The following is a 2,646-nucleotide window of genomic DNA, read 5'->3' as shown; positions in this document are numbered from 1 at the left end:
AAAACGCACTTTGTCGCAAAACTTTTAGCAGAAAGTAGTTTGATAGCACAAACCGCATCAAAAATTTATTCTTACAATAACCGCTAACGGAAAAGCATTTGTGCAGGGCGGGTTTAATAGCACTACTGTTTCCACACGCACAAAAGCCCATAGAAAGCACAAAAGTTCAATTTAGCACGTCTGCCCGCCTTGCCACAAATGCAATGTTAGGCGATGCTTATTTTGCTCTTTATCAAGTAGTTACGTAATTTTTTGCTATAAACTCTGCAAAGTTAAGTTTTAATGCTTGGCAATATGTTTTAATTGCTCTTATGCTTACTTCTTCTTCCTTACTCTCAATTTTTTGAATGGTTTGAACGTCTAAACCTGTCAAAGTTACTTTTTCAGACAAGTCAAATTCTGTTTTTATACCATTTACTTTAATTGATTTAGGGTTTTGTACTATTTCCTGCTTTTGTGGTTCTGCAATACTAAAAATATCTTGGGCAATAGCCTGTTGTGCTTTGGGTTTAGTTTTCAGTTTCATAGCAAACTGATAACAAGCCTTAACAGTTTCTTCGCCAATGCCTTTCACCTTATCAAGTTGAATTAAACTGTTTAAATCTTGATTTTCTAATACTGATTTTACTTTTTTTAAAACATTAGGTTTTAAACCTGTTGTTTTTTCAAGTTCTTTCAAACTATCGTAAATAAAAGCATTACGAAACTTATCTATCAAATCATCAGAGGCTTGTCCGTCATATTCATAGACTTCAATAGGAATATCGCAAGAACTTAAATATTGTTGCATTAAGTCTATTACTCTATCAGGGTCTAAACCACCATTCAAAGCACCAAGCATTGGAAACGCAATAGAGGTAATACCTTTGTCCTTATAAGTTTCTACAAACTTACTTAAACCCTTTTCCAAATACTCGTACTTGCTCGGATATTTCCAATGCTGTTTGGTTGGGAAGTTTAAAACTTTCTGATTAACATTGGGAACTTCATAAACCCACAATTTACCTATTTGTATGAGTTTGTCTTCGCAATATTTAGCATACTTCTCGAACATTTCAGGATAGCGATATTTAAACTCCAAAGCAATACCCGCTCCCATAATACCTACGCAATTAACCGTATTTACAAGGGTTTGATGCTTTGACGTAAAAATATTTCCTTTTATAAACTTTATCTCACTCATAACAACAATGTTTTTTCAAGTTCCACAAATTTTGTTTCAAACTGATGCGAAAAATTTAGTCTTTGCTTGTTAAAATCAAATACTTTGCTACCGTTTTGGTATTCAAATATGTGTTCTAAGTAGGCAAAACCACCCGCATCTGCTGTGTAACTGCCTATATCACATTGATAATAAACAGTCATCAATTTATAAAACGCAGAAACAGGCAAATTGGTTTGTTGAGCCAATTTTATAATCTGCTGTTTAGCATTTTCAATACTTATCAAGTTTTGCATATATAAACCCAAGACATCAGTACCTACTAACACTATTATCAAATCTATTTCGCTTGCCTGAAAGGGCAAATTATTACGAATACTGTTAATCATCTCAACAGTGTATTGATATTGGTTATTCTTATTTCCTTCATTAAAGGCTTTCGGTTTTCCAATATCGTGTAAGGCTAACATCAAACGAAACAAATTTTTACTTATTGGTAATTCTGTTGTGGAAAAATATTTTTCAAACCCATTCATTACCAATAATGTATGTTTTTCAAGTGTATAATGCCTAACTTTTTGCTCATAAATACTACTCAAATTTAAACTTGTTTTCAACTCGTTAAGTAGTTTTTGAGGCTCAAAAGGTACTTTTTGTAATATTTCTTGCATATTTGTGAGCCTTAGAAAAAGTAACCTGTTTGAGTTTCTACTGTAATATGTGCAACACTACTGCCTAACTTATTTTTTAGGCTTGTAACATAGTCGTACATTGTTTGATTTGGGCATATTATTTTCTGTATGTCTTTTACAGTTACAGAAGGGTAAACTAAAATTTCGGAACACATTTTACGTACATTCTCTTTCTTAATTTCTGCATCTTCATTGTTCCAAGAACCGCTAAAAATCAATTCTAAATCAACATTGACAAGTTTATCTTTGCCTATGAAAAATTTTGTTGCATTGCTCCCTGCGTTACCATTTGAGAAAATTGCAAATTTACTGTCGGTGTGCTTACTATCTAAAATATCGGCACTTATTAAGATAATGACTAATTCGTGCTGAATATTTTTTCTACGATAAAGCATTGGGTTCTTCGAGTTGAAGTAAAAAGAAACCAAGTCGTGTATCCCAACTTGAAAGTCGTCAATTCGTAATACCCGTTTTTGTCGTCTTTCTTGGACTTCACTCATAGAAATATCTTCCTTGATAAGTCCTTTTTCGTAGGCTTTATTGTGGGATAAAAGTCCGTTAGTCAAAACACTTTCCAAATTCTTATGATGAACCATATGTTCAGCATAAGTCAAATTGAAATCTTTACCGTCTTTGTTTACTGTTATCATACAGTTTCTAAGTTTTAGGTTTAAACTTTGGCGTTTCTAAGTATCGCCTAACGGAAAAGCATTTGTGCAGGGCGGGCTTAGTAGCACTATCGTTTCCACATGCACAAAAGTCCATAGAAAGCACAAATGTTTAATTTAGCAC

The 2,646-nt window shown here is 33.1% G+C and carries 3 protein-coding genes; all 3 read right to left on the bottom strand.

Annotated features, from left to right (window positions below):
• Positions 1-232 precede the first annotated feature (232 nt).
• From BM141_RS22295 to BM141_RS22285, 3 genes are read right to left on the bottom strand one after another with little or no spacing between them, the layout of a single operon-like run.
• Positions 233-1,183, bottom strand: coding sequence for a macro domain-containing protein (locus BM141_RS22295; RefSeq protein ID WP_091549640.1), 951 nt, complete (start codon positions 1,181-1,183; stop codon positions 233-235).
• On the bottom strand, positions 1,180-1,833 hold the full coding sequence (locus tag BM141_RS22290; RefSeq protein ID WP_091549639.1) for an HD domain-containing protein: 654 nt from the start codon (positions 1,831-1,833) through the stop codon (positions 1,180-1,182). Before BM141_RS22290 ends, BM141_RS22295 begins: the two co-directional genes overlap by 4 nt.
• 11 nt (positions 1,834-1,844) lie before the next feature.
• Positions 1,845-2,504 carry a DUF4433 domain-containing protein gene (locus BM141_RS22285; protein WP_091549638.1) on the bottom strand — a complete coding sequence of 220 codons (660 nt, stop codon included), beginning with the start codon at positions 2,502-2,504 and terminating at the stop codon, positions 1,845-1,847.
• Positions 2,505-2,646 lie beyond the last annotated feature (142 nt).

The organism is Thermoflexibacter ruber (assembly GCF_900113045.1).
GTDB classification, from domain to species: domain Bacteria; phylum Bacteroidota; class Bacteroidia; order Cytophagales; family Thermoflexibacteraceae; genus Thermoflexibacter; species Thermoflexibacter ruber.
The sequence above is the reverse complement of the archived record's forward strand: the minus strand, read 5'-3'. Positions and strand labels throughout refer to the sequence as shown.